Raw genomic sequence first — 24,967 nt, forward strand, 5'->3', positions numbered from 1 at the left:
CCGACATGACAGGGATGTGAAGCGGATTGTCGATCATGCCGGGTCTCAAAAACGCATGATTTCAATGCTTTTTTGCGGATTCAGGCCGGAGGCGCGGCATCCCTGCCCTTCAATTCGCGATAATAAGCCCAGAAAAGCCGCGATGCGACACCGCGCCACGGGCTCCATGATTCGGCAAGCCGGATCAGCATTTTCTCCGGCGGACGCGGGTCGATGCCGAGCGCATGGCCGACCGCGCTCTGCAACGCAACGTCGCGCGCCGGAAAGATATCTGGGTGTCCGGCGGCAAACAAAAGGTAGACTTCAGCCGTCCACGGGCCGATGCCCGGCACCCTGGTCATGGCGGCGATAGCCTCGCTTGCATCGAGCCGGCAGAGGTGATCGAGGTCGAGCCCGTCGGCCACCGCCTGGGCGACGGCAATCAGGCCGCGCTGCTTGGGCCGCGACAGTCCAGCGTTGCGAAAGATCGCCTCATCGGCGGCAAGAATCGCCTGCGGCGTCAGCGGGTCGAGCAGTTTCGTCAGCCGGCCGAAGATGGCGTCAGCGCTCGCGCGGGACACTTGTTGTGAAACGACGATCGAAGCAAGGCTTCTGAACCCCGACTCCGACAACCTGAGCGGCACTTCGCCGGCCATGCCGCGCACCTTGTCCAGGCGCGGATCAAGCAGGCACAGCGCGTCCAGGCCTTCTACAATGTCGTCAAGGTTGGCGATGCGTTGCATGTCTGCTTGTTCCAAAATCAAAAGTGCCGCACGCTTCGTCACGCGTCCCTCTGGACGCGCGACGCTGCCGGCGCAAAGTAGCAATTGGCGAAAGCGCCGCACAACCCGATTGCCGCCGGACAATGACACTGCTGACATTCCGCTTCGCGCCGAGCCCGAACGGCGAACTGCATCTCGGCCATGCCTATTCGGGCCTGCTCAACCAGAAAATGGTAAAGGCCACGGGCGGACGCCTGCTGCTGCGCATCGAGGATATCGACACGACGCGCTGCACGCCGGAATTCGAGGCAGGCATTTTTCGCGACCTGAAATGGCTGGGGCTTGGCTGGGAGGAACCGGTGCGCCGCCAGTCCGAGCATTTTGCCGAATATCGGGCGATGCTCGAGCGGCTGATCAAGGAAGAGCTTGTCTATCCGGCCTTCATGAGCAGGAGTGAGATCCGCGCCTTTATCGCCGACAGCGAGAAGCGCGGCCGCGACTGGCCCCGCGACCCGGACGGCGTGCCGCTCTATCCCGCCGCCGACAAGGCGTTGACGGCGAGCGAACGCAAGCGGCGCATCGCCGAAAATGTGCCATTTGCCTGGCGGCTGGACGTCGATGCTGCAATAGCGCGCGCCGGCAAGGACCTGTCATGGGCCGAATACACGGACGAGACGCTCTCCGCGACGCGTCGTGTCGAAGCCCATCCGCAGGATTGGGGCGACGTGGTCGTGGCGCGCCGCGAAATCCCGACCAGCTATCATCTCGCCGTCACCATGGACGACGCGCTGCAGGGCGTCAGCCATGTCGTGCGCGGCCAGGACCTTTATTCCGCGACCAGCGTGCAGCGGCTGCTTCAGCAACTGCTTGGGCTGCCGCAGCCGGCCTATTTTCACCATCGCCTGATCCTCGGCCCAGACGGACGAAAGCTGTCGAAGAGTCTTGGTGATACCGGCCTTGCCGTCCAGCGTAAGGCGGGCGCATCGCCCGCCGATGTCAAGCGGCTGGTCGGTCTCTGGACTAGACCGGTGAGCTGACGGCCATCAACGGCGCTCCTTCAATTCAAATGACTCTATGGATCAACCGTTTGGTTTTGCTTGCCGGCCCGAACGGCATTAAGCAGTCGCCGCAGTCGATCCCTCACCCGAATTCATCGCGGCCTCCGGAAAATGCACAGCCTCAAGCGGTTCATCCCCGCCTCTTTCGTCGTCCTGTGGGCGACCGGCTTCATCGGCGCGCGCTATGCCATGCCGTGGGCGGAGCCCTTTACGTTCCTGGCCGCGCGCTTTGTCCTGGCCGCAATCCTGCTTGTCGCTTTGATGGCCGCACTTGGTTCGAGCCGCGCCACCCGCGATGAGGCGCTGCACGCGACCGGTGCCGGCATCCTGATGCATGGCATCTATCTCGGCGGCGTGTTCTGGGCCATCCACCGGGGCATGCCCGCCGGGCTTTCAGCCCTGATCGTCGGCCTGCAGCCGCTGATCACGGCGGTGCTCGCCGGCCGGCTTCTGGGCGAGGCCATCCTGCCGCGCCACTGGGCCGGTCTCGGCCTCGGGTTGATCGGCGTGGTGATCGTGCTTTGGCCGAAGCTCGGCGCGCTCGGCGGCGGCGTGACGGCCGAGACGCTGGTCGCCTCATTTGTCTCCGTACTCGGCATGAGCGCCGGCACCATCTGGCAGAAGCGCTTTGCTTCCGGCGGCGATCTGGTGGCTGCCACGTTCTGGCAATATGTCGGCGGCGCATCGGTGATGGCTCTGGCCTCGCTCGCCTTCGAGACCCGAACGGTCATCGTCAATGGCGAACTGATCTTTGCTATGGCCTGGCTCGTGCTGGTGCTATCGATCGGCGCCATCTTCCTGTTGATGGTGATGATCCGCGACGGCGAGATGTCGAAGGTCGCCTCGCTGTTTTACCTCGTGCCGGCCGTCACCGCGGTCATCGCCTGGGCATTGTTCGGTGAGCAATTGAGTCCGCTCCAGATCGGCGGCATGGCGATCGCGACGCTCGGCGTCGGGCTGGCGACGGCTCAGCCGCCGACGCGGGCACGCGCCTCTAAATAGCGGCTGATCGCGGCGTTGAGCTCGCCACCGAGGATGAAGATCGCTGAGACGATATAGAGGAACACGACGGCGATCATGATCGAGGCGAGGCCGGCATAGGTCGTCACATAGGACGAGAAATGATCGAGATAGGCGGCGAAGATGGTCGACCCGATGAGCCAGCCGACCAGCGTGAAGATGATGCCAGGCACGATCGAAACGAAGCGGCGCTTGCCGGCCGGCAACCAGAAATGCACGGCGAACAGGCCGCCGATGATGACGACCGAGGCGATGACGTAACGCCACAGCGTGATCGTGCCCATATAGGGTTTTATCCATTCGAAATGCGACTCGGCCAGCCGTGCCAGCAATGGCGCGAAGACCAGCAGCACGCTGATGGCCAAAAACCCGGCCGTCGCGATCAGCACGAAGATGATGCTCTGCACTCGCCGGTAGATGATGCCGCGCGTTTCCGAGACACGATAGGCCCGGTTGAGCGAAGTGCGCAGCGCCTCGATGCCGTTCGAGGCGAAGTATCCTGCAAGCACGATACCGTAGGTCAACAGGTCACTGCGCCGGACAGTAAGCACGTTGAGCACCTCGCGCGCGATCGGTTTGGCGATCTGCTCGGGCCATGTGTCGAACACAAGGTGCACGGCGGTGTCGGCGAAAGCCTGCGCGCCGAAAAAACTCGCCAGCGTCGTGGCGAAGATCAGGAAAGGAAAAAGCGCCATCAGCGCGGTGATCGCCAGATGGCTGGCCATTGCCCAGCCGTCGTCGGTGTTGAAATGGCCGAGCGCGTCGTAGAGGACGCGTTTGAGGGCTACGATCTTCCGCAACAAGAACCGCGTTCCCTTCGATTGTCCCGACGCCGCGAATATGGGAAGGGTTTGCGGTAAATGACAACCCTAGGTCAAACCACCATTCCTCCCGGAGAAGAGTTGCGCACCATCATTGTCACAGGTGCCTCTTCCGGTATAGGCGCCTATTGCGCCCGAGCGCTGAGGGCGGAAGGCTGGCGGGTGTTCGCAACGGCCCGAAGGCCCGAGGATATCGCCGCGCTCGAGGCCGACGGCATTGAGGCCTTTTATCTGGACTACACCGAGCCCGGATCGATCGAGGCGCTGGTGGCGTCGGTGCTGGAACGGACCGGCGGCCGGCTCGATGCGCTCTTCAACAACGGCGCCTACGGACAGCCCGGCGCCGTCGAGGACCTGCCGGTCGAGGCTTTACGGCAGCAGTTCGAGGCCAATGTCTTTGGCTGGCATGATCTAACTCGCCGCGTCGTACCGGTGATGCGCCGCCAGGGCCATGGCCGTCTCGTTCATTGCTCGTCGATCCTCGGCCTCGCGCCGCTGCCTTTCCGCGGCGCCTACTCGGCATCGAAGCACGCCGTCGAAGGATTGATGCTAAGCCTGCATCAGGAACTCCTCGGCAGCGGCATCCATGTTTCGCTGATCGAGCCGGGAGCGATGAAATCGAAGATCGCCACCAACAGCCTCCCCTGGTTCCTGGCAAATATCGATCACGAGAATTCCGTTCATCGCCTCGCCTATGCGGCGCAACTTAAACGGCTGCGGGCCGGCGGCAGCACATCGCGGCTGAAGCCCGGGCCGGAGGTGGTTTATGCCGCCTTGCACCATGCGCTTCTGTCGCGGCGCCCGCGCCCGCATTATGTGGTAACAGTGCCGGCCAGGATCGGCGCGATCCTTAAACGCATCCTGCCGTCATCGATACTCTACCGCCTGCTCGCCAAACGCGCCTGAACGCAATCCAACTGGAACACACCATGGCAACCGTCTTCAACATCCTCGCCGTTCTCGTCATGGTCGCCGTGGTGATCGTGCTGATCCGCGGCCTCATCAACATGATGCGCGGCGGCTCCAGCATGACCTCCAACAAGCTGATGCAGACGCGCGTGCTGTTGCAGTTCGTGGCCTTGGTGCTGATCATGCTGGCGGTGTATTTCACCCGTAAGTGACGCAGCAGCCACCAGCCGGGAGGTAACCCGTGGTCAAGCTCAACAAGATCTACACCCGCACTGGCGACGATGGCACGACCGGCCTCGGCTCTGGTGAGCGGCGGCTGAAATCCGACCTTCGCATCGACGCCTACGGCACCGTCGACGAGGCCAATGCCTGCATCGGCATGGCCCGCATTCATACAGCGGCAATGAATCCGGCGATCGATGCGATGCTCGGCCGCATCCAGAACGACCTTTTCGATCTCGGCGCCGATCTGGCAGTCCCCGATAATGGCAAGCCGCTCGACTACGAGCCGTTGCGCATCATCGCCTCGCAGACCGACCGCATCGAACAGGATATCGATCTCCTCAACAAGGACCTTGAGCCGCTCAAATCCTTCGTGCTCAACGGCGGCACGCCGGCAGCGGCTGCCCTTCACCTCGCCCGTACGGTGGCCCGACGCGCCGAGCGCATCATGGTGGCGCTGTCGCAAGCTCCAGACGAGCACGTCAACCGCGAGGCGATAAGATACATCAACCGTGTCTCGGACTTTCTGTTCGTCGCCGCACGCGCGGTCAATGACAATGGAAATGCCGACGTGCTATGGGTTCCCGGCAAGAACCGCTGAATCCGCCGGAAGCGGGAGAGGCCCGATGTTCATCCCGCTTTACGACACCAACCGGCTGCGGCACATCAAGCTGCAATATGTAACGATCAGCCTGATCGCGCTAAACGTGCTGGTCTACTTTGTCACGACGCTTGGCGGGGAGGATTTCGCCAACGCCGCGGTGCTGGGCCTCGGCTTCATCCCGTCGGTTGTGCATGACAGCGTCGAGCTCGCTCCGCAATTTGTCGTCATTCCGGAAAGCCTGAGCTATCTGACCTATTCCTTCCTGCACGCGGATACCTTCCATCTCGGCGGCAACATGCTGTTCCTGTGGGTGTTCGGTGACAATGTCGAGGATGCACTCGGCCATGTCCGCTACCTCGTCTTCTACCTGCTTTGCGCCATCGCCGGCGCTTTCTTCCAGGGTCTGGTGGCCTGGGATTCGCCGGTGCCGCTGATCGGCGCGTCGGGCGCCATCGCCGGTGTCGTCGCTGCCTACCTGATCCTTTATCCGCGGGTGAAGGTATGGGTGCTGGTCTTCGCACGCATCCCGTTGCGCATCCCGGCCTTCATCCCGCTCATCCTGTGGATCCTGTTCCAGATCTTCATGTTCGCGCAGGGAGGCGAGGATCAGGTTTCCTGGGCCTGCCATATTGGCGGCATCATCGCTGGAGCCGTGCTGGTGCTTGTCTTGCGCAGCCGCGGCGTGCCGCTGCTCGCCGCTGCGGATGAAGAGACTGTGGTGGTCGCCGGCCAGGTGCCCGTAGCCGTGGAGCCGGCGCCAAGCGAACCACAACCTGCGCAGCAGGCGCCGCGCTGGGGCCGGGGGACCGTTTCCGGTCCGGACTGAACCGATTTGAGTGCTTCGCCGAGGATCCGAGTGCGCCCCGGATATTGACGCGCGAGGTCGCCGCAACTACGGAAGCGCCACCCTACTGGCGTGGCGAAGACCAGAATTCCGTCCGGAATGTCGGCTTTCGACAACTCTGAAGAGGTGCACGCTGCTATAGCGCGCCCGACGAGCGTGAAGAGACTATCGTGAAAGAGGTGACAGGCAAATGAAGATCCTTGTGCCCGTGAAGCGGGTTGTGGATGCGAACGTCAAGGTCCGGGTGAAGGCGGACGGTTCGGCGGTGGAACTCGCCAACGTCAAGATGGCGATGAACCCGTTCGACGAGATCGCGGTGGAAGAGGCGATCCGGCTGAAGGAGGCTGGCAAGGCCGAAGAGATCATCGTCGTGTCGATCGGGCCGCAGCAGGCACAGGAGACCTTGCGCACCGCGCTCGCCATGGGCGCCGACCGCGCCATCCTGGTCAAGACCGACGAGCAGACCGAGCCGCTGGGCGTCGCCAAGGTGCTGAAGGGCGTCGTAGAGGCAGAACAGCCCGGCCTGGTCATTCTCGGCAAGCAGGCGATCGACGATGATTCCAACCAGACCGGCCAGATGCTGGCCGCACTTCTCGGCTGGGCGCAGGGCACCTTCGCCTCCAAGATCGTGCTCGACGGTGACAAGGCCACGGTGACGCGCGAGGTCGATGGCGGCCTGCAGACGCTGGAACTGAAGATGCCGGCAATCGTCACGGCCGATTTGCGGCTGAACCAGCCACGCTACGCGTCGCTGCCCAACATTATGAAGGCCAAGAAGAAGCCGCTCGACGAGAAGAGCCCTGCCGACTACGGCGCCGACGTCAAGCCGCGGCTGAAAGTGATCAAGACCGAGGAGCCGGGCGGCCGCAAAGCGGGCGTCAAGGTCAAGAGCGTCGCCGAACTGGTGGACAAGCTGAAAAACGAAGCCGGCGTGCTGTGAGGCCAGGAAGGGATAAAAAATGACAATTCTGCTGATTGCCGAACACGACAACGCGGCGCTTTCCGACCAGACTGCCAAGGCGCTTTCGGCGGCGCTGCAGATCGGTTCGGACGTGCATGTGCTGGTTGCCGGCAAAGGTGCCAAGCCGGCAGCGGACGCCGCCGCCAAGCTCAAGGGCGTGAGCAAGGTGTTGCTCGCCGAAGCCGACGAACTGACCGAGCGTCTCGCCGAACCGCTGGCGGCACTCGTCGTTTCGCTAGCCGAGCCATACGAGACGATCATCGCGCCGGCGACCTCGTCGGGCAAGAACGTCGCGCCCCGCGTGGCGGCGCTGCTCGATGTCGCCCAGATATCGGAAATCATCGAAGTCGTGTCGCCCGACACCTTCAAGCGGCCGATCTATGCCGGCAACGCCATACAGACGGTGCAGTCGAGTGACGCCAAGAAGGTCATCACAGTGCGCACCGCTTCCTTCCAGGCAGCACCCGAGGGCGGTTCCGCGCCGGTCGAGACGGTCCAGGCGGCGGCCAATCCCGGCCTGTCGAGCTTTGTCGAGAACAAGCTCTCCGAGACCGACCGTCCAGAGCTGACCTCGGCCAGGATCATCATCTCGGGCGGCCGTGCGCTGGGCTCCTCGGAGAAGTTCCAGGAGGTCATTCTGCCGGTCGCCGACAAGCTCGGTGCGGCGGTTGGCGCATCTCGCGCCGCCGTCGATGCCGGCTATGCGCCGAACGACTGGCAGGTCGGCCAGACCGGCAAGGTGGTAGCGCCCGACCTTTATATTGCCGTCGGCATCTCCGGTGCCATCCAGCACCTTGCCGGCATGAAGGATTCGAAGGTGATCGTTGCCATCAACAAGGACGAGGAAGCGCCGATCTTCCAGGTCGCCGACTACGGCCTTGTCGGTGACCTCTTCGTCATTCTGCCGGAACTGCAAAAGGCGCTTTGACGCCTTCTGCCAAAGCGTATTAAATTCTGAGGGGTGGGGTAGACGAAGTCGCCCCGCCCTTTTAGTTTGCACTGCACAAAAAACGGGCCGCAAAGGCCTCGATGGGATCGGGTAATGAGTAAGATCGAGACGATCGGCATCATCGGCGCGGGCCAGATGGGTGGCGGCATCGCCCACGTGTCGGCGTTGGCGGGCTATAAGGTGCTGGTTTACGATATTTCGCCCGACCGCATCGAAAAGGGCATCGCTACCGTCAGCGGCAACATGGCCCGTCAGGTCGGCTCCGGCAAACTCGAGGAAAAGCTGCGCAATGAGGCGATGGCGCGCATTTCGGCGGCACCGGCCATGGCCGACCTTGCGGGCGCCGACCTGGTGATCGAAGCTGCGACAGAGGACGAGACGGTCAAGCGCAAGATCTATGCCCAGCTCTGCCCGCAGCTCAACCCCGAGGCTATCCTGGCGACGAACACGTCATCGATCTCAATCACGCGGCTGGCTTCGCAGACCGACCGCCCTGAACGCTTCATCGGCATGCATTTCATGAATCCGGTTCCGGTGATGAAGCTGGTCGAACTGGTGCGCGGCATCGCCACCGAGGACCAGACTTTCGAGGCGGCAAAAACCTATGTGAAGCAGCTCGATAAGACGATCACCGTCTCGGAGGATTTCCCGGCGTTCATCGTCAACCGCATCCTGCTGCCGATGATCAACGAAGCGATCTACACGCTCTATGAAGGTGTCGGCTCGGTCGATGCCATTGATACCGCCATGAAGCTCGGCGCCAACCATCCGATGGGGCCGCTGCAGCTTGCCGATTTCATCGGGCTGGATACCTGCCTGTCGATCATGCAGGTGCTGCATGACGGCCTGTCGGATTCAAAATACCGCCCTTGCCCGCTGCTGGTCAAATATGTCGAGGCCGGTTGGCTCGGCCGCAAGACCGGGCGCGGCTTCTACGACTATCGCGGCGAGCATCCCGTTCCGACACGCTGATCGCTACCGCTACCAGCGCACGAAAAGCCGTCCGCCGAGCGCCCCCAACACGCCAAGGATGGCGATCGCGATCGTGTACCAGGTGCCGACGAAAAGCGGCGAATCGTCGAAGCAATGCGCCGCATAGAAGGTCGCCGACAGCCCGCCGGCAAGCAGGCCCGCCGCCGCACCGGCAAGCACCGGCCGTGTCGGCGCGCCATGACGCAGCACCGCGAGAAAGACGGCAAGCGGGCCGATGCCGATCAACGGAATGAAGGTCAGGCAGATGACCATGTTCGTCCCGACCAGGCGTGTGCCCCAGTCGGACGCAGGCACGACGAGGAGTTCGAGAATCACGGCCACAATCACCAGCAGCGGCGCGGCGATCATCCAGCTTGCCGCCCGGCCGGTCGATGCACCGGGCGTCGACAGCGCACGCACCAGGACAAAGGCGCTGGCGGCAAGAGCGATCGTGAAGACGAATTTGGACAGGAACCGCATCGTGTGCATGGCGATCGCAATGTCGGGGCGCGGGCCGATCGTCAGCCAGAAAACCGCGGCCGCGATCACGATGGCCGCGCCGGCGGCAAGCCACCAGGCGGCGCCCAGCGGCAGCGCCTTGCTGCGGGCATCGGCGTCGAGCGCCTTGACGAGATCTTCGGTCCTCATGTTATTCCCGCCCCGCCCTGAACCGTTTGGCAATGGCGGCAAGCCCGCGGTGCAGTGACACCCGCACAGCCGTCTCGCTGATGCCGAATTTGGCCGCGGTCTCACCGATTGACCGGCCTTCGACCGATACGGCCGAGACGACGGAACGCTGTGCCGGCGACAGGCTGTCGAGCGCCCGGTTGACGTCGCGCTCGCTCACCGTCTCCGATTCCGGCTCGGCAAAGGTCTCGGCGATTTCGTCGATCTCGACCTCGATCCGCCGGCCGCGCCGCCGGAACGCATCGATCAGCTTGAAGCGGGCTATTGCATAGACCCAAGGCAGCACCGGCGCATCACGGCGCCAGGTGTGTCGTTTCACATGAATGGCCAGCAAGGTTTCCTGCACGACATCCTCGGGATCCACCCCGCCCTGCACAATCTTGCGCCGGGCAAAGCCACGAACGAGCGCGGCGATCCGGTGCAGAAAGTCGGCATAGGCCCTTTCGTCTCCGGCGATCGCGGCCCGCAGCAGCCGTGAAAGCTCGGCTTCGTCCTTGCCGCTCACAAGAGTTCACTCCCGATATTCGCGTCTCGGCGCTGATTTGTTACGGGGCCGGCGAAATAATGTCCAAGGCAAATTAGCTGAGCATCACGAAAGTTTGCTCCTTTTGAGCGATTGAGCGGGCCAGCAATGTTGACTGCGCTAGTCATGTATTGATAGGTGCAGCGTGCCAAGCCAAAGACAATCGAAATCGAGGACGATGCCATGAAATATGCTCTTTCCGCCCTTGCCGGTGCGACAGCACTTGCAATCAGCCTGATCGCCGGCCCGGCAATAGCAGAGGACGAGGGCATCGTCGTCTACAACGCCCAGCACGAAAACCTGACCAAGGCCTGGGCCGAGGGATTCACCAAGGAAACCGGCATCAAGGTTACCGTCCGCAATGGCGGCGACAGCGATTTCTCCAATCAGATCGTTGCGGAAGGCACCGCTTCGCCCGCCGATGTATTCCTGACAGAGAATTCGCCGGCCATGGCATTAGTCGAGGCGGCCGGCCTGTTCGCACCGGTCGACGCCGAGACGCTGGCCCAGGTTCCGCAGGAGTACCAGCCGGCGAGCGGCAAATGGGTCGGCGTCGCCGCGCGCAGCACCGTCTTTGCCTACAACAAGACCAAGCTGACCGCCGACCAGCTGCCCAAATCGCTGCTCGATCTCGCCGATCCGAGCTGGAAGGGCCGTTGGGCCGCTTCGCCCTCCGGCGCCGATTTCCAGGCGATCGTCAGCGCGCTTTTGCAGCTCAAGGGTGAGGCAGCGACGGCCGAATGGCTGAAGGCGATGAAGGAGAATTTTACCGCCTATAAGGGCAACAGCACGGTGATGAAGGCGGTCAATGCCGGCGAGGTCGAAGGCGGCGTGATCTATCACTACTACTACTACGGCGATCAGGCCAAGACCGGCGAGAACAGCACGAATGTCGAGTTGCACTATTTCAAGCACCAGGACCCCGGCGCTTTCGTCTCGGTTTCCGGGGGTGGCGTGCTGGCCTCGAGCAAGCACCCGAAGGAAGCGCAGGCTTTCCTGAAATGGGTCACCGGCAAGGGCGGCCAGGACGTGCTGAAAACAGGCGATTCGTTCGAATACGCAGTCGGCAAGGGCGCCGAGTCCAATCCGAAGCTGGTGCCGCTGGCCGATCTGCAGGCGCCGAAAGTCGACGCGACGGCGCTGAACTCGAAAAAGGTGACCGACCTGATGACGGCGGCCGGCTTGCTTTAGCCGGCGTTCGTCCTAAAAGGGCAACCGACTGCGCTCCTGTGGGAATTCGCTTTCCGCGGGAGCGCTCTGCTTTCAAGATGGCATCTGTCCATGACCGCAAGCTGCTCGCCGCATTGGCCGACGATCGTTTCCGCCTCCGGGCGGAAACGGCACAACGTCTGATCTGATGCAGTCGGCGATCGATCTCGAACCTTCAGGCTTGCCGGCCGACACCACAGCCGTGCGGGCACGTCGTTGGTCGGTCTCATGGATTGCGTTGGCTGCCGTCTTTGTCTCGCTGTTTGCGCTGCTGCCGCTTGCCTTCATCGTCTGGGTGGCGATACAGACCGGCTGGGAAGCCGTGGCGGCGCTAGTGTTCAGGCCGCGCGTCGGCGAGCTTCTAGTCAACACCAGCCTGCTGGTGGTGCTGGCGGTACCGATCTCGATCGTGCTGTCGGTGGCGCTGGCCTGGCTGACCGAGCGCAGCGATCTGCCGGGTGCCCGCTTATGGGCCTGGCTGTCGGTGGCGCCGCTCGCCATTCCCGCCTTCGTCCACAGTTACGCCTGGATCACCATGGTGCCCAGACTGCACGGCCTGTGGGCCGGCGTGCTTGTGTCCGTCATCGCCTATTTCCCCTTCCTCTATCTGCCGGTGGCGGCAGCCTTGCGCCGACTCGATCCGGCTCTCGAGGATGCAGCGGCAGCGCTCGGGCTTGGCCCCTGGCGCGTGTTCAGGCGTGTCGTGCTGCCGCAGCTCCGGCTCGCCATTTGCGGCGGCTCCCTGCTGGTCGGCCTGCATCTCCTGGCCGAATACGGGCTCTATGTCTTCATCCGCTTCGACACCTTCACCACCGCGATCGTCGACCAGTTTCAGTCGACCTTCAACGGTCCCGCCGCCAACATGCTGGCCGGCGTGCTGGTGACCTGCTGCTTCGTGCTGCTCGGGCTGGAGGTGCTGGTGCGCGGCGAGGAGCGCTATGCCCGCGTCGGCTCGGGTGCTGCGCGCCACCAGCAGCGCACGAGCCTTGGGCGCGCCACCATTCCTTGCCTGCTGCTGCCCGCTGTTACCACGCTGCTGGCGCTCGGGGTGCCGTTCGTCACTATCGGTCGCTGGCTCATGGCCGGCGGCGCCGATGTCTGGCGGCTCGACGAGATCGGCCTGGCGCTTGGTCAGACACTGTTCCTGGCGATTGCCGGCGCGCTGCTCGCCACCGTCGCGGCAATGCCGATGGCGTGGATTTCGATCCGCGCGCCGGGGCGGCTGCAACGCGTCCTGGAGGGCTGCAACTATATCGTCGGCGCGTTGCCCGGCGTTGTCATCGCCCTGGCGCTGGTCACCATCGCCGTGCGTATCGCCATGCCGCTCTACCAGACCCTGTTCACCATCCTGGTCGCCTATGCGCTGATGTTCCTGCCGCGCGCCCTGATTAGCCTCAGGGCGTCAATTGCACAGGCGCCGGTCGAGCTCGAACGCGCCGCCTCCAGCCTCGGCCGGTCGCCGCTCAAGGCGCTGTGGTCGACGACCATCCGCCTGTCGGCGCCGGGTGCCGCGGCCGGCATGGCATTGGTCGCGCTGGGCATCATGAACGAGTTGACCGCAACCCAGATGCTGGCGCCCAACGGCACCCGCACGCTGGCCATGGCGTTCTGGTCCTATAGCGGCGAGATCGACTATGCGTCGGCGGCGCCTTATGCCCTGATCATGGTGGCGATGTCGCTGCCTTTGACCTGGCTGCTCTACGTCCAGTCGAAGCGGATGGCCGGGCGATGAGCTTTCTCGAGCTGAGCGGCATCCACAAGCACTACGGGCCCGTCGCAGCACTTGCCGGCGTCGACCTCAGCCTGGCCAGCGGCAGCCGTACGGCAATCGTCGGGCCGTCCGGCTGCGGCAAGACCACCTTGCTGCGGCTGATCGCCGGCTTCGAGGCGCCGGACCAGGGCCGCATCGTGCTCGATGGCGAGGTGCTGGCCGATGGCGAAACGGCCGTGCCGGCGCATCGCCGCGGCATCGGGCTGGTGGCGCAGGACGGCGCTCTATTCCCGCATCTGAGCATCGCCGCCAATATCGGCTTCGGCATGGGGCGTCACGAGGAAAAGCGCAGTGAGCGCATCGCCGAGCTCGCCTATGTCGTCGGGCTGGACAAAGGGATCCTGAAGCGCCGCCCGCACGAACTCTCCGGTGGCCAGCAGCAGCGCGTCGCGCTCGCCCGCGCCATGGCCATGAAGCCGCGGCTGATGCTGCTCGACGAGCCGTTCTCGGCGCTCGACACCGGCCTGCGCGCCTCGATGCGCAAGGCCGTGGCCGAGCTCCTTGAAACCGCCGGCATCACCACCATCCTGGTCACCCACGACCAGGCCGAGGCGCTGTCATTCGCCAGCCAGGTCGCGGTGATGCGCGACGGCAACTTCTCGCAGGTCGGCACGCCGCGCGAGCTCTATTTCAAGCCTAAGGACAGGATGGTCGCCGAGTTCCTTGGCGACGCCATCGTCCTGCCAGCAAGAATCGCCGATGGCTTCGCCATCTCGCCGCTCGGCCGCATCGCCGTCGACAGCTCGGAGCGGCGCGACGTTGCCCGCATCATGCTGCGGCCGGAGCAGGTGTTGCTGAAACGCACATCGCGTGAAGGCATGTCCGGCACGCCGGACATGCTGTTCGGCGAGGTGACGGAATCGGAGTTCGCCGGCTCGATGTGCACCATCGCGGTGCGTCTGTTGAACAGCCCCGATCCGCCCGACGCAGCCGCCATCGGCAACACGCCGTTGATCCTGCGCAAGCCGGGCATGGACGCGCCGGCGATCGGCGAGATCGTCCGGCTGACCGTGTCGGGCAAGGCGCATGTGTTTGCCTGAACGATTTTGCGCACGCATAGCACCACTCGGCACATGAAAGACCAGTCTCAATCGACTCGTTTGCCGGCCTGATCGAACCAATGCAGCTTTTCGGACCTGGCCACGACGCGCAATTGGTCGCCTGGCTTGGCGCTGGCGCGGCCTGAGACGCGCACCACAATGCGGCTGCCGGCTGCCACGCAATGGAGAAAGCTTTCGGCACCGACCGGTTCGACCGCTTCCACTGTCGCCGGCAGCGCGAGCGCGCCGGCCGGCGCCTCTGCCGCGAAGGTGATATCGGCGTCCTCCGGACGAAAGCCGAGTGTCACCGCCTTGCCCAGTCGAGGCGCCAAGCCAATCACCGTACCGTCCGCCAATACCGAGCTTGGGGAGGCCCCTGTGAGCGCCAGCAGATTCATCGGCGGTGCGCCTATGAACGAAGCGACGAAGGTCGAGGCCGGTTTCTCGTACACATCAAGCGGCGCGCCGGTCTGCTCGACCAGTCCAGCGTTCATGACGACGAGAATGTCGGCCAGCGTCATCGCCTCAAGCTGGTCGTGCGTGACATAAACCGAGGTGACGCCAAGCGAGCGCTGCAGATTCTTGATCTCGATGCGCATCTGCCCGCGCAATTTCGCATCGAGGTTGGACAGTGGTTCGTCGAACAGGAAGACCTTCGGGTTGCGCACGATGGCGCGACCCATGGCGACACGCTGGCGTTGACCGCCGGAAAGCTCGCGCGGGCGCCGGTCAAGCAGCGCCGAAAGCTCCAGTACCTTGGCAGTCGAGCGTACCCTGCTGTCGATCTCGTCCTTCGGCGTGCCGCGGTTGCGCAGTCCATAGGCCATGTTGTCATAGACCTTCATGTGCGGGTAGAGCGCGTAGTTCTGGAATACCATGGCGATGTCGCGTTCGGTCGGGCCAATGGCGTTGACCACCTTGCCGTCGATGGCGACTGTACCGGCCGAAATCGTCTCGAGCCCGGCGATCATCCTCAGCAGCGTAGACTTGCCGCAGCCGGAGGGGCCGACCAGCACGCAAAGCTCCTTGTCGGGAATGGCGATGGAAACGCCCTTCACGGCCTCGACGCCGCTGGGATAGATTTTCCTAACATCCTTCAGATCGACGGTCGCCATCGGCTTCTCACTTTTCGGATTCGACCAGACCGCGCACGAACCAGCGTTGCATCAGCACGACAACCAGGATCGGCGGCACGATGGCCAGCATTGCCGTGACCATCACCAGGTGCCATTGGGTGTCGGCATCGGCGAAGGAAACCATCTTTCTCAGCGCGATGACGATGGTGTTCATGTCGTTGCTGTTGGTGACGAGCAGCGGCCAAAGATACTGCGTCCAGCCATAGATGAAGAGGATCACGAACAGCGCGGCGATGTTTGTCCGCGACAGCGGCACCAGAATATCGAAAAAGAAGCGCCATGGCCCGGCACCGTCGACACGCGCCGCCTCGACCAATTCGCCCGGTATGGTCATGAAGAACTGGCGAAACAGCAGCGTTGCGGTGGCCGAGGCGATCAGCGGAACGATCAGGCCGGCATAGGTGTCGATCATGCCGAGATCGACCATCACCTTGTAGGTCGGCAGGATGCGCACCTCGACTGGAAGCATCAAGGTGATGAAGATCAGCCAGAAGAAGGTCATGCGCAGCGGAAAGCGGAAGAACACGATCGCGTAGGCCGACAGGATCGAGATGAAGATCTTTCCGACCGCGACGCCGAGCGCCATGATCGTGGTGTTGAGGAGCAGCCTGCCGACGCTGACCCCGCCGATACGACCAATGCCGCCGAACAACGCCTCGCTGTAATTGTTCAATAGCTGGCCGCCGGGCAAGAGCGGCAGGGGCGGCCTGAGGATCGTTTGCAGCGTGTGTGTCGAGGCCACGAAGGTGTAGTAGATCGGAAAAGCCACGATCAATATGCCAAGGATGAGCACGGCATGGGCGATGAAGGTGCGGAGCGGGGACTGGCCGATCATCGCTGCCCTCAGCCGTAATGGACTTTGCGTTCCACATAGCGGAACTGGATCGCTGTGAGCGCGATGACGATGGCCATCAGGATGACCGACTGCGCCGCCGAGTCGCCCAGGATCAGATTGACGAAGCCGTCATTGTAGACCTTGTAGACCAGCGTCTCGGTCGTCTTGCCCGGCCCGCCGCCGGTGACGGCATGAACGATGCCGAACGTGTCGAACAGGGCATAGACGGTGTTGACGACCAGCAGGAAAAAGGTTGTCGGCGCAAGCAGCGGGAAGACGATGGTCCAGAAGCGCTTGGTTTCGCCGGCGCCGTCCATGGCCGCCGCTTCGATCAGCGTTTTCGGCACCGCCTGCAGGCCGGCGACGAAGAACAGGAAGTTGTAGCTGATCTGCTTCCAGGCAGCAGCCGACACCAGCAGGATCATGGCGTGGTTGCCGTTGAGCAGTGGGTCCCATGCGATGCCGAGGCTTCTCAGCAAATAGGCCAACGAGCCGATCGAGGGATTGAACAGGAAAAGCCAAAGCATGCCGGCAATCGCCGGCGCCACGGCGTAAGGCCATATCAACAGTGTGCGGTAGAGACCTTTGCCACGCACGGCCTTCTCGGCCATGACCGCGAGCAGCAGGGCCACAACCATGGCAACGATCGCGGTCGCAAGCGAGAACACCACCGTGACCTTGATCGAGTTGAGATAGGCCGGATCGGCTAGCACCTTCCGGAAATTGGCAAACCAGACGAACCTGCTCTTCAGCCCGAACGGGTCTTGCCTGAGCATCGACTGGTAAAGCGCCTGACCGGCCGGCCAGTAGAAGAAAACCAGGGTGATGGCGAGTTGTGGCGCCACCAGCAGGTAGGGCAGGATCTTGTTGGGAAAGACGATGCGTGGAGACAGGCTGATTTCCCTCGCTATCCAGGCATCGCCCACGCGCGCTCGCGTGGGCGATATTCCAACCGACTAACCGAGATGATCTCGTTAGTTGTCCAGGGCTTCCTTGATCGCGGCGTTGCCGCGCACCACCGCATTGTCGAGTGCTTGCTGGGCGGTTTGCTGGCCGGCCAGCATCTTCTCCAGCTCCTCGTTCTGGATATCGCGCACCTGCGGCAGATTCGGCAGGCGCACGCCCTTCGAGTTGTCGGTCGGCGACTTTCCGGTCATCTGCAGGATGGGTGTCTCGCGGCCGGGGTTCTTGTCATAGAAGCCTGATTTCTTGGTCGCCTCGTATGCGGCGAGCGTCACAGGCAGGTATCCCGACTTCTGGTGCAGATATTCCTGCACATCGGTCTTGGACAGATAGGCAAAGAAGGCGGCAACGCCCTTGTATTCCTCGTCCGACTTGTTGCCGAACACCCACAGGCTGGCACCGCCCGGCGTCGTGTTCTGCGGGGCACCCTTGGCGTCGCTGTCGTAGGGAAGCTGGCCGATGCCATAGTTCATGCCGGACTTGACGATATCGCCGAGGCCGCCCGACGATTCGGTGAAGATGCCGCATTCGCCGGCGAGGAATATCTGCTTGGCTTCGGAGGTGCGCCCGCCATATTTGAACGTGCCGTCCTTGGCCAGGTCAGCGAGCGCCTTGAAGTGGTTGACGAAAATCGGCGCATTGATCTTGAGTTCGACATCACCGCCAGCCAGGCCATTCTGCTGAGTGGCCCAAGGCACGTCGTTCCACGCCGCGAAATTCTCCAGATGGATCCAGGTCAGCCAGGTCGAGGTATAGCCGCAAGATGCGGCGCCGCTCGTCTTGATCTTCTTGGCAGCTTCCCACACCTCGTTCCAAGTCTTGGGCGGATTGTTCGCGTCGAGGCCTGCCTTCTGGAAGATGTCCTTGTTGTAGTAGAGGATCGGTGAGGAAGAGTTGTAGGGGAACGACAGCATGGTGCCGTCCGGCTTCGAATAATAGCCGACGATGCCGGGCAGATACTGGCTCTTGTCGAAGGTCATCCCGGCGCCGGTCATCACATCGGCCACCGGCTTGATCGCACCCTCGGCCGCCATCATCACGCCGGTGCCGACATCGAACACCTGGAGGATATCGGGCGCCTGGCCGGCGCGGAAAGCGGCGATGCCGGCATTCAGCGTCTCCGGATAGGTGCCCTTGAACACCGGAACGAGCTCATAGTCGCTCTGGCTGGCGTTGAAATCCTTGGAGATCTTGGCGACGACCTCGGCATTGGCGCCGGTCATGGCGTGCCACCAGCTGATCTGCGTGACGGCGAAGGCGGAGGTGGTGGAAAGCAGGGTCAAGGTGGCGGCGATACCGGCCGCGAAGCCGAAGAACTTCATGTTTCATCTCCCGTTTATCATTGGCGAAAGGGGCACTTCCGCAAAGCCAATATGTGGCGCTGATGACAATCGGACAACGGTTTTGTTGCGGATCAATGAACATCATTTCTTCCTAAAGTGCACTCGCTACCGAAAGCGGGGCACCAGAAACCACATCACCGCTTTTTCGGCGCAGCGGCGCCGTTTTTCCCCCGAAAAGGTCGGCCTCACCGCCCACGGGTTAACCATTCGTTAAAATCTCCAACTGCTAATCAGTCACACCTCCCCTGTTAGTTTTGGCAGACCGAGTGAACCAGGATGCTGACGGTCTATAATTGTATCGTAAATCAGCACGACCTGAGACTGGTTGCGCTCGCCGCACTCGTCTGTGGAATTTCTTGCTTCTCAGCGGTTAATCTCCTTAAACATGTCGGCCGATCGACCGAACGAAACCGGCTTGCCTGGCTGATGATCGCCGCGGCCTCGACCGGGTTCGGCATATGGGCGACGCATTTCATCGCCATGACCGCGTTTACGCCGGGAATACCGAACGCATACAATCCGGGATTATCCGCCTTTTCGCTTGCCGCCGCCGTCATCCTGACCGCGCTTGGGATGTGGGTCGCCACTTTGCGCCGCGGCGTCGACCATTTCCTCGTCGGCGGCGCCATTCTCGGTGGCGCCATCGCGACGATGCACTACATCGGCATGGCGGCTTTCGAGGTCGAAGGCCGGGTCGTATGGAACCTACTCCTTGTCGCGATATCGCTTCTGGCCGGCGTGACCCTTGCGGCACTGGCGCTCCTTGTCGTCTTGCGCCGCCCGTCAGCGCTCGCCACTCTCGGCGGCGCCGCGCTTTTGACGCTGGCGATTTGCAGCTTGCATTTCATCGCGATGGCCGCTGTGTCGATCATTCCGGATTCCTCGATTGAAATATCCGAACATTCCATCGAGCCCATTTCCCAGGCCTTTGCCGCGGCGGTCGCCAGCCTGGTAATCCTTGTGCTATCGGGTGCCGCGCTGTGGATCGACCTGCGCTTTCGCCGCCAGAAGCTCGAGGCCGATCGCATGCACGATCTCGCCAATGCCGCGGTGGAAGGTCTGATCGTTTGCGATGGCACCCGCATCGTCAGCGCCAATGACAGTATGGCGAAGCTGACCGGAACAGCGACAGCCACCCTCAACACGATGCAACTCGGTGAGCTTTTCGACGGACAGAGCGCAGCCGATATGTCCGGCTTCGGCGAACAGGCGCAGGAAGCGAAATTAAGGGGCAGCGACGGCGCGAGAATTCCTGTCGAGCTGATCACCAGGAAGATCACCTACTGCGGCAGGCCTCATACGGTGCTTGCCGTTCGCGACATCCGTGAGCGCAAGAAGGCGGAAGAAGAGATCCTCCGCCTCGCGTATTTCGATCCACTTACCGGGCTTGCCAACCGGCGGAGCTTCTCTTCCCGGCTGGAAGCAGAATTCGCCTCGATGGATCGTGGCGGCAAGGATGGATATCTGGCGCTCCTGCTGCTCGACCTCGACCGGTTCAAGCAGGTCAACGACCTCTACGGCCACGGTGCCGGCGACGCCATGCTGCAGAAGCTGGCGCACTGCATTGCCGGCATCCCGCGCCAAGGCCAGTTGCTCGCGCGTCTCGGCGGCGACGAATTTGCCATCATAGCTCCGAACCTCCCCGACCCCCTGGCCGCAGGTCGGATAGCCGAGGACTTGCTGGCGGTGATCCGGGAGGAAAACAGGGTTTCGGTCGGCTCCGGCCTCGTCTCGGCCAGCATCGGCATCGCCTTCTTTCCCCTGGATGCCGAAGACCAGGCCGGCCTGATCAGCCATGCCGACACGGCACTCCATCGCGCCAAAACCGAAGGCAGGGACACCTACCGGTTTTTCGAGATAGCCATGGGCACCGCGGCCCGCGACAAGCGCGTGATGGAGCATGAATTGCGCCAGGCGATCGCCCGCAAGGAGTTCCACCTCGTCTATCAGCCGCAGAAGGAGATCCGCGGCGGCAGGATGATCGGCTTCGAAGCCCTGGTCCGTTGGCAGCACCCTGAGAGGGGTGACATTTCTCCGGCCGTTTTCATCCCCGTGGCCGAGGACAGTGGCGCAATCGCGCAGATCGGCGACTGGGTGCTGACGACGGCTTGTAACGATGCTGTTCGCTGGACAAACCCGCTGATGGTCGCCGTCAACGTCTCCGCCGTGCAGCTTCACAATCCGAACTTCAGCCGCAAGGTGCACGACGCACTGTCGAGATCCGGCCTGGCACCCGGCAGGCTCGAACTGGAGATCACCGAAACGGCCCTGGTGAAGGACATGCCGCGCGCGCTGGCAACCTTGAGGCAGGTCAAGGCGCTTGGCGTGCATGTGGCGATGGACGATTTTGGCACTGGCTATTCTTCGCTGTCCAACCTCAGCGCCTTTCCCTTCGACAAGATCAAGATCGACGGGTCGTTCATCAAATCGGTCGACAGGAACGCCCAGTTCGCGGCGATCGTTCGCGCCGTGCTGGGGCTTGGACGCGGTCTCGGCCTACCGGTCCTTGCGGAGGGCATCGAGACGCCGGGTGAATTGCAGTTCCTGGACGCCGAGGCTTGCGAGATCGGGCAAGGCTATTACCTCGGCAAACCGGCTCCGATCGAGCCATTCGGCGAACTGACGGGCGTGGCCGCTCCGGCAATCCGCACCGCCAGCCGACGCGGCGCAAGCATTGCCGTGCTCAAGCCGCGCCTGCGCACGGTCTGATCCTATCCTGGCTGGAGCGCCGCCTCGACCAGACGCTTGGCATCCGGCCCCGACCATTCGGCTGGGCCGTTCATATGGGCGATCAGGCAGCCTTGCCCGTCGATCAGCATGGTGACGGGCAGACCGAGCGCCAGGCCGCGCGTCTTGACGTCGTTGAACAGCGCCATGGTGGCATCGCGATAGTAGCCGAGCGACTTGACGCCGGTGTCCTCCAGGAACTTCTTCGGCTTGGCATCGTCACCGGCATCGACGTTGACGGCAACAACCTGAAACGCATCGCTGCCCATCTCCTTCTGCAGCGCATCGAGCGCCGGCATTTCGGCGCGGCAAGGTGCGCACCATGTCGCCCACAGATTGAGCAGCACCGTCTTGCCGGCATGATCGGCGATCGTCGTCGGCTTGCCGTAGGGGCCGTTGAAGGCAAGGCTTTTCAGCGATTGCGGCGGATCCGCCGGCAAAAGCGCGGCAACCTGGCCGGTAGCAGCGGCGGCGATCTTCTTGGCACGGTCGGTCTTGGCGGCGCAGGCTACGTCGTCCTTGCCGCCGCCGGCGGCCACTTGCGCGGGCGCCTTGTTGCCAGAACTGCTTTCCCTGACATATACCGCGACCGCGCCGGCCAGCACGCCCGCAACCAAAGCGGCGAGGATGAGACGCAAAGCCGGGAAAAATCTATTGCCGTCTGCCATTTTTGAAAAACTGCTCCGGAGCACGGGTTATAGCGATGAACGACAAGAAGGCCAGCAACCAGATGTGGGGCGGACGTTTTGCCTCGGGTCCGGCGGCAATCATGGAAGCGATCAACGCGTCGATCTCGTTCGACCGCAAACTCTATGCGCAAGATATTCGCGGCTCGATCGCCCATAGCCAGATGCTGGCGCAAACGGGCATTGTTTCGGCGGCCGATCAAGAGAAAATCGCTCACGGGCTGAACACGATCCTGGCAGAGATCGAGGCCGGCACATTCGAGTTCTCGACCAGGCTGGAAGACATCCACATGAATGTCGAGGCCCGCCTCGCCGATTTGATCGGCCCCGCCGCCGGCCGCCTGCACACCGCCCGCTCGCGCAACGACCAGGTGGCGGTCGACCTCAGGCTGTGGGTCAAGGACGAGTGCTTTCGCGTCGCCGAGGCGCTGAAGGGCCTGATTACGGCGTTCCTGGACCGGGCCGAGGAGCATGCGGCAACGGTCATGCCTGGCTTCACCCACATGCAGGCGGCGCAGCCGGTGACCTTCGGCCATCACTGCATGGCCTATGTCGAGATGTTTGCGCGCGACTTGTCTCGCGTCCGCGACGCGATCGAGCGGATGGATGAAAGCCCGCTCGGCGCTGCCGCCCTTGCCGGCACCAGCTTTCCCATCGACAGGCACCAGACGGCGAAGGCGCTTGGCTTCCGCGAGCCGATGCGCAATTCGCTCGACAGTGTTTCGGACCGCGATTTCGCGCTCGAGTTCCTGGGCGTAGCAGCGATCTGCGCGACGCATCTGTCGCGGCTGGCCGAAGAGATCATCATCTGGTCGACGCCGCAATTCGGCTTCGTCAGGCTGTCGGATAGTTTCTCGACGGGTTCGTCGATCATGCCGCAGAAGAAGAACCCCGACGCTGCCGAACTGGTGCGCGGCAAGACCGGCCGCGTCACCGGCCATCTGGTCGGGTTGCTGACGGTAATGAAGGGCATGCCGCTGACCTATGGCAAGGACATGCAGGAAGATAAGGAATCCGTCTTCGACGCGGCAGAGACGCTCGACTTGATGCTGGCGGCAATGACCGGCATGGTGCGCGACATGACGGTGAACACTGCCGCGATGAAGAAGGCGGCCGGCGCCGGCTATTCGACTGCGACCGACCTCGCCGACTGGCTGGTGCGCACGCTCGGCCTGCCGTTCCGCGAGGCGCACCATATCACTGGTCGGGCGGTGGCGCTGGCCGAGGACAGGAAGATCGGGCTCGACAGGCTTTCGCTGGAGGATCTGCAGTCCATTCACCCCGGTATCAGCGCCGACGTGTTTTCGGTTCTCGCCGTGCAGAATTCTGTAAAGAGCCGCACGAGCTTCGGCGGCACCGCGCCGGCCGAGGTGCGCAAGCAGATCCGCTACTGGAAAAAGGGGCTCGCCAAGGCGTAAGACGCGGGGTGCAATGGCCGCAAAACTCGGCTAGAAGCGGCTGCGGGCAACAGTTTCGGACGGATGGCACGATGACCGGAAGCAGGATTTTGGTGACGCTGACGCTGCTGGCGGCAATGGCGACCGTTGCGGCTTGCGGCAGGAAGGCTGCGCTCGATACGCCGTACGCGGCAGCCGTGCAGGCCCGCAAGGACGCTGAGAAGGCCAAGCAACCTCTGCCGCCGGAGCCGGAAAAACCTGTCGAGGACAAGAAATTCATCCTCGACCCGCTGCTCTGATTTTCGGACCAATCTCGTGAACCATTTCGACTACCGCGACGGCGCGCTGCATGCCGAGGACGTGGCGATATCAGACATCGCCGCCAGCGTCGGCACGCCGTTCTACTGTTATTCGACGGCGACGCTGACCAGGCATTTTCGCGTCTTCACAGAGGCCTTTGCCGGGCTCGACGCTCTCGTCTGCTATGCCATGAAAGCGAATTCCAACCAAGCCGTGCTGAAGGTGCTGGCAAGGCTCGGCGCCGGCGCCGACGTGGTCTCGGAGGGCGAATTGCGCCGCGCTTTGGCGGCCGGCATCCCGGCAAGCAAGATCCTGTTTTCGGGCGTCGGCAAGACCGCGCGCGAAATGGATTTTGCGCTCTCGGCCGGCATTCTCTGTTTCAACGTCGAATCCGAACCGGAGCTGGAGCTGCTGTCGGCCCGCGCCACCGCGCTGGGCAAGATCGCGCCGATCTCGCTGCGCATCAATCCGGATGTCGACGCCAGGACGCACAAGAAGATTTCGACTGGGAAGGCCGAGAACAAGTTCGGCATTCCCTGGCAGCAGGCACGAAAGGTTTATGCCCGCGCGGCTGAGCTGCCGGGCATCAAGGTCACCGGCATAGACACCCATATCGGCAGCCAGATCACCGAATTGCAGCCCTTTGACGACGCCTTCGCGCTGCTGGTGGAGCTGGTCGGCGCCTTGCGCTCCGACGGTCATGCCATCGAGCATATCGATGTCGGCGGCGGCCTTGGCATTCCCTACCGCGTCGACAACAACCCGCCGCCTTTGCCCGATGCCTATGCCCGGATCGTCAGAAAGCATGTCGCCGAGCTCGGGCTGAAAGTGATGTTCGAGCCAGGCCGGCTGATCGTCGGCAATGCCGGCATCCTGGTCGCGGAGGTGATCTTCGTGAAGAAGGGCGACGCCAAGAACTTCCTCGTCGTCGACGCGGCGATGAACGATCTGATCCGGCCGACGCTTTACGACGCTTTCCACGACATCAGGCCGGTGGCGCAGCAGCCGGCCGCATCACCACGCATGAAGGTCGACGTCGTCGGCCCGGTTTGCGAGACTGGCGACTATCTCGGGCTAGACCGTGACCTGCCCCGGCTGAAATCCGGCGACCTGATCGCTGTCGCCACCGCCGGTGCCTATGGCGCCGTCCAGGCCGGCACCTACAACACCAGGCCGCTGGTCCCGGAAGTGCTGGTCGATGGCGACCGCTTCCACGTTGTACGCCCGCGCCAGACCTATGACGAATTGATCGGGCTGGATTCGGTGCCGGACTGGTTGAAGTAGAACTC

Annotated in this window: 25 protein-coding genes; 16 read left to right on the plus strand and 9 right to left on the minus strand. The window is 63.0% G+C overall.

Annotated features, from left to right (window positions below; all coding sequences use genetic code 11):
* Window positions 1–80 precede the first annotated feature (80 nt).
* Window positions 81–722 (minus strand): DNA-3-methyladenine glycosylase family protein, encoded by a 642-nt coding sequence (locus tag NKH70_RS11265; protein WP_352714142.1) that lies wholly within the window; start codon window positions 720–722, stop codon window positions 81–83.
* A gap of 122 nt (window positions 723–844) precedes the next feature.
* Between NKH70_RS11265 and gluQRS the strand changes: the two genes are divergently transcribed.
* Window positions 845–1,738 carry a tRNA glutamyl-Q(34) synthetase GluQRS gene (gene gluQRS, locus NKH70_RS11270; RefSeq protein WP_352714144.1) on the plus strand — a complete coding sequence of 298 codons (894 nt, stop codon included), beginning with the start codon at window positions 845–847 and terminating at the stop codon, window positions 1,736–1,738.
* Between the two features lie 132 nt (window positions 1,739–1,870).
* On the plus strand, window positions 1,871–2,761 hold the full coding sequence (locus tag NKH70_RS11275; RefSeq protein ID WP_352714146.1) for a DMT family transporter: 891 nt from the start codon (window positions 1,871–1,873) through the stop codon (window positions 2,759–2,761).
* On the opposite strand, the gene NKH70_RS11280 is transcribed toward NKH70_RS11275, so the two are convergent.
* Window positions 2,728–3,582: a YihY/virulence factor BrkB family protein gene (locus NKH70_RS11280; protein ID WP_292656768.1), complete on the minus strand. Its 855-nt coding sequence runs from the start codon at window positions 3,580–3,582 to the stop codon at window positions 2,728–2,730. The two genes, NKH70_RS11275 and NKH70_RS11280, sit on opposite strands and share 34 nt — an antisense overlap.
* A gap of 57 nt (window positions 3,583–3,639) precedes the next feature.
* Between NKH70_RS11280 and NKH70_RS11285 the strand changes: the two genes are divergently transcribed.
* The 7 genes from NKH70_RS11285 (at window position 3,640) to NKH70_RS11315 (ending at window position 9,061) form a co-directional block, all read left to right on the plus strand.
* Complete coding sequence (locus NKH70_RS11285; protein ID WP_353025264.1) at window positions 3,640–4,506, plus strand: SDR family oxidoreductase; 867 nt, start codon at window positions 3,640–3,642, stop codon at window positions 4,504–4,506.
* A 23-nt stretch (window positions 4,507–4,529) separates the two neighbouring features.
* Window positions 4,530–4,721 carry a twin transmembrane helix small protein gene (locus tag NKH70_RS11290; RefSeq protein WP_023677950.1) on the plus strand — a complete coding sequence of 64 codons (192 nt, stop codon included), beginning with the start codon at window positions 4,530–4,532 and terminating at the stop codon, window positions 4,719–4,721.
* A 29-nt stretch (window positions 4,722–4,750) separates the two neighbouring features.
* The gene (locus NKH70_RS11295) at window positions 4,751–5,332 is read left to right on the plus strand and encodes a cob(I)yrinic acid a,c-diamide adenosyltransferase (protein WP_352714152.1); all 582 of its coding nucleotides are present in this window, start codon (window positions 4,751–4,753) and stop codon (window positions 5,330–5,332) included.
* Window positions 5,333–5,357: 25 nt separating this feature from the next.
* Window positions 5,358–6,161: a rhomboid family intramembrane serine protease gene (locus NKH70_RS11300; RefSeq protein WP_352714154.1), complete on the plus strand. Its 804-nt coding sequence runs from the start codon at window positions 5,358–5,360 to the stop codon at window positions 6,159–6,161.
* 208 nt (window positions 6,162–6,369) lie between these two features.
* On the plus strand, window positions 6,370–7,119 hold the full coding sequence (locus NKH70_RS11305; protein WP_023677947.1) for an electron transfer flavoprotein subunit beta/FixA family protein: 750 nt from the start codon (window positions 6,370–6,372) through the stop codon (window positions 7,117–7,119).
* 19 nt (window positions 7,120–7,138) lie between these two features.
* Entirely contained in the window at window positions 7,139–8,068 is a 930-nt protein-coding gene (locus NKH70_RS11310) for an electron transfer flavoprotein subunit alpha/FixB family protein (RefSeq protein WP_292656754.1), read from the plus strand.
* 114 nt (window positions 8,069–8,182) lie between these two features.
* Entirely contained in the window at window positions 8,183–9,061 is an 879-nt protein-coding gene (locus NKH70_RS11315; protein WP_353025266.1) for a 3-hydroxybutyryl-CoA dehydrogenase, read from the plus strand.
* A 9-nt stretch (window positions 9,062–9,070) separates the two neighbouring features.
* Here the strand turns inward: NKH70_RS11315 and NKH70_RS11320 are convergent, their stop codons facing one another.
* Both NKH70_RS11320 and NKH70_RS11325 read right to left on the minus strand, forming a co-directional pair.
* Window positions 9,071–9,709 (minus strand): NrsF family protein, encoded by a 639-nt coding sequence (locus NKH70_RS11320; protein ID WP_352714157.1) that lies wholly within the window; start codon window positions 9,707–9,709, stop codon window positions 9,071–9,073.
* A gap of 1 nt (window position 9,710) precedes the next feature.
* The gene (locus NKH70_RS11325; protein ID WP_352467572.1) at window positions 9,711–10,253 is read right to left on the minus strand and encodes a sigma-70 family RNA polymerase sigma factor; all 543 of its coding nucleotides are present in this window, start codon (window positions 10,251–10,253) and stop codon (window positions 9,711–9,713) included.
* A gap of 201 nt (window positions 10,254–10,454) precedes the next feature.
* Between NKH70_RS11325 and NKH70_RS11330 the strand changes: the two genes are divergently transcribed.
* The 3 genes from NKH70_RS11330 to NKH70_RS11340 all read left to right on the plus strand — a co-directional run bounded on the left by NKH70_RS11330 (window position 10,455) and on the right by NKH70_RS11340 (window position 14,291).
* Entirely contained in the window at window positions 10,455–11,462 is a 1,008-nt protein-coding gene (locus NKH70_RS11330) for an iron ABC transporter substrate-binding protein (protein ID WP_352714159.1), read from the plus strand.
* Between the two features lie 166 nt (window positions 11,463–11,628).
* Entirely contained in the window at window positions 11,629–13,212 is a 1,584-nt protein-coding gene (locus NKH70_RS11335; protein WP_352910387.1) for an ABC transporter permease, read from the plus strand.
* Window positions 13,209–14,291, plus strand: coding sequence for an ABC transporter ATP-binding protein (locus NKH70_RS11340; protein WP_353025268.1), 1,083 nt, complete (start codon window positions 13,209–13,211; stop codon window positions 14,289–14,291). Before NKH70_RS11335 ends, NKH70_RS11340 begins: the two co-directional genes overlap by 4 nt.
* Window positions 14,292–14,338: 47 nt before the next feature.
* On the opposite strand, the gene ugpC is transcribed toward NKH70_RS11340, so the two are convergent.
* The 4 genes from ugpC to ugpB form a co-directional block, all read right to left on the minus strand.
* Complete coding sequence (gene ugpC / locus NKH70_RS11345) at window positions 14,339–15,406, minus strand: sn-glycerol-3-phosphate ABC transporter ATP-binding protein UgpC (RefSeq protein WP_352714165.1); 1,068 nt, start codon at window positions 15,404–15,406, stop codon at window positions 14,339–14,341.
* A 7-nt stretch (window positions 15,407–15,413) separates the two neighbouring features.
* Entirely contained in the window at window positions 15,414–16,262 is an 849-nt protein-coding gene (gene ugpE / locus NKH70_RS11350) for a sn-glycerol-3-phosphate ABC transporter permease UgpE (RefSeq protein ID WP_353025270.1), read from the minus strand.
* 8 nt (window positions 16,263–16,270) lie between these two features.
* The gene (gene ugpA / locus NKH70_RS11355) at window positions 16,271–17,155 is read right to left on the minus strand and encodes a sn-glycerol-3-phosphate ABC transporter permease UgpA (RefSeq protein ID WP_352714578.1); all 885 of its coding nucleotides are present in this window, start codon (window positions 17,153–17,155) and stop codon (window positions 16,271–16,273) included.
* A gap of 81 nt (window positions 17,156–17,236) precedes the next feature.
* On the minus strand, window positions 17,237–18,547 hold the full coding sequence (ugpB, locus tag NKH70_RS11360) for a sn-glycerol-3-phosphate ABC transporter substrate-binding protein UgpB (protein WP_352467566.1): 1,311 nt from the start codon (window positions 18,545–18,547) through the stop codon (window positions 17,237–17,239).
* A gap of 297 nt (window positions 18,548–18,844) precedes the next feature.
* On the opposite strand from ugpB, the gene NKH70_RS11365 reads away from it, so the two are divergent.
* Entirely contained in the window at window positions 18,845–21,277 is a 2,433-nt protein-coding gene (locus tag NKH70_RS11365) for an EAL domain-containing protein (protein ID WP_352714168.1), read from the plus strand.
* A gap of 2 nt (window positions 21,278–21,279) precedes the next feature.
* Here NKH70_RS11365 and tlpA read toward each other — a convergent pair whose 3' ends face one another.
* Entirely contained in the window at window positions 21,280–21,963 is a 684-nt protein-coding gene (gene tlpA, locus NKH70_RS11370) for a thiol:disulfide interchange protein TlpA (protein WP_352714170.1), read from the minus strand.
* A 35-nt stretch (window positions 21,964–21,998) separates the two neighbouring features.
* Between tlpA and argH the strand changes: the two genes are divergently transcribed.
* The 3 genes from argH to lysA all read left to right on the plus strand — a co-directional run bounded on the left by argH (window position 21,999) and on the right by lysA (window position 24,962).
* Entirely contained in the window at window positions 21,999–23,399 is a 1,401-nt protein-coding gene (gene argH / locus NKH70_RS11375) for an argininosuccinate lyase (RefSeq protein WP_352714172.1), read from the plus strand.
* A gap of 71 nt (window positions 23,400–23,470) precedes the next feature.
* Complete coding sequence (locus NKH70_RS11380; protein ID WP_023677931.1) at window positions 23,471–23,677, plus strand: hypothetical protein; 207 nt, start codon at window positions 23,471–23,473, stop codon at window positions 23,675–23,677.
* Between the two features lie 16 nt (window positions 23,678–23,693).
* The gene (lysA, locus tag NKH70_RS11385; RefSeq protein WP_352714174.1) at window positions 23,694–24,962 is read left to right on the plus strand and encodes a diaminopimelate decarboxylase; all 1,269 of its coding nucleotides are present in this window, start codon (window positions 23,694–23,696) and stop codon (window positions 24,960–24,962) included.
* The last annotated feature ends 5 nt before the right edge of the window (window positions 24,963–24,967 follow it).

It is taken from the genome of Mesorhizobium sp. M0991 (assembly GCF_040318915.1).
Taxonomy (GTDB): Bacteria; Pseudomonadota; Alphaproteobacteria; order Rhizobiales; family Rhizobiaceae; genus Mesorhizobium.

Coding starts and splice junctions, on each gene's coding strand:
- argH (WP_352714172.1), top strand. CDS start 21,999: ATGAACGACAAGAAGGCCAGCAACCAGATGTGGGGCGGACGTTTTGCC.
- ugpE (WP_353025270.1), bottom strand. CDS start 16,262: ATGATCGGCCAGTCCCCGCTCCGCACCTTCATCGCCCATGCCGTGCTC.
- NKH70_RS11290 (WP_023677950.1), top strand. CDS start 4,530: ATGGCAACCGTCTTCAACATCCTCGCCGTTCTCGTCATGGTCGCCGTG.
- NKH70_RS11265 (WP_352714142.1), bottom strand. CDS start 722: ATGCAACGCATCGCCAACCTTGACGACATTGTAGAAGGCCTGGACGCG.
- NKH70_RS11305 (WP_023677947.1), top strand. CDS start 6,370: ATGAAGATCCTTGTGCCCGTGAAGCGGGTTGTGGATGCGAACGTCAAG.
- NKH70_RS11285 (WP_353025264.1), top strand. CDS start 3,640: ATGACAACCCTAGGTCAAACCACCATTCCTCCCGGAGAAGAGTTGCGC.
- ugpB (WP_352467566.1), bottom strand. CDS start 18,547: ATGAAGTTCTTCGGCTTCGCGGCCGGTATCGCCGCCACCTTGACCCTG.
- NKH70_RS11335 (WP_352910387.1), top strand. CDS start 11,629: ATGCAGTCGGCGATCGATCTCGAACCTTCAGGCTTGCCGGCCGACACC.
- NKH70_RS11365 (WP_352714168.1), top strand. CDS start 18,845: ATGCTGACGGTCTATAATTGTATCGTAAATCAGCACGACCTGAGACTG.
- tlpA (WP_352714170.1), bottom strand. CDS start 21,963: ATGGCAGACGGCAATAGATTTTTCCCGGCTTTGCGTCTCATCCTCGCC.
- ugpC (WP_352714165.1), bottom strand. CDS start 15,406: ATGGCGACCGTCGATCTGAAGGATGTTAGGAAAATCTATCCCAGCGGC.
- NKH70_RS11310 (WP_292656754.1), top strand. CDS start 7,139: ATGACAATTCTGCTGATTGCCGAACACGACAACGCGGCGCTTTCCGAC.
- NKH70_RS11340 (WP_353025268.1), top strand. CDS start 13,209: ATGAGCTTTCTCGAGCTGAGCGGCATCCACAAGCACTACGGGCCCGTC.
- NKH70_RS11320 (WP_352714157.1), bottom strand. CDS start 9,709: ATGAGGACCGAAGATCTCGTCAAGGCGCTCGACGCCGATGCCCGCAGC.
- NKH70_RS11330 (WP_352714159.1), top strand. CDS start 10,455: ATGAAATATGCTCTTTCCGCCCTTGCCGGTGCGACAGCACTTGCAATC.
- NKH70_RS11275 (WP_352714146.1), top strand. CDS start 1,871: ATGCACAGCCTCAAGCGGTTCATCCCCGCCTCTTTCGTCGTCCTGTGG.
- NKH70_RS11315 (WP_353025266.1), top strand. CDS start 8,183: ATGAGTAAGATCGAGACGATCGGCATCATCGGCGCGGGCCAGATGGGT.
- gluQRS (WP_352714144.1), top strand. CDS start 845: ATGACACTGCTGACATTCCGCTTCGCGCCGAGCCCGAACGGCGAACTG.
- NKH70_RS11300 (WP_352714154.1), top strand. CDS start 5,358: ATGTTCATCCCGCTTTACGACACCAACCGGCTGCGGCACATCAAGCTG.
- NKH70_RS11380 (WP_023677931.1), top strand. CDS start 23,471: ATGACCGGAAGCAGGATTTTGGTGACGCTGACGCTGCTGGCGGCAATG.